The sequence below is a fragment of the Paraburkholderia sp. SIMBA_053 genome (assembly GCF_046534895.1).
Classification (GTDB): Bacteria; Pseudomonadota; Gammaproteobacteria; order Burkholderiales; family Burkholderiaceae; genus Paraburkholderia; species Paraburkholderia caledonica.
In genome coordinates this window covers 1-241 of the sequence record NZ_JAWRXU010001547.1, presented here as the reverse complement: position 1 = coordinate 241, position 241 = coordinate 1, and the positions used below count along the sequence as shown (strand labels likewise).

General features: G+C 58.5%; 1 protein-coding gene. It reads right to left on the bottom strand.

All coding sequences use genetic code 11. The features are described 5' to 3' along the window. Positions 1 to 241 (bottom strand): PIN domain-containing protein (locus SB753_RS40755; protein ID WP_410805636.1); only part of this gene is annotated, 241 nt, incomplete at both ends.

The following is a 241-nucleotide window of genomic DNA, read 5'->3' as shown; positions in this document are numbered from 1 at the left end:
GATCAGCTTTGCGAGCATCCTCACCGAAGCGATTGACGGCTTGCCTGACCAGCCGGAAGTGGGATTGGAGCCCGCGCCTCGCATCCTCGATGATGCGGGTCTTGTTACGATCGAACTCGTCCAGTACCTGCTGTGGGACGACCAGTTCGACCTCCCCGCTTTTGACTAGATCTTCAAGCGCGCCGATGACGGGCTGCTCACGAAAGTCTGTCGCGAGGTCCAGCCAAACGCAAGTATCAAC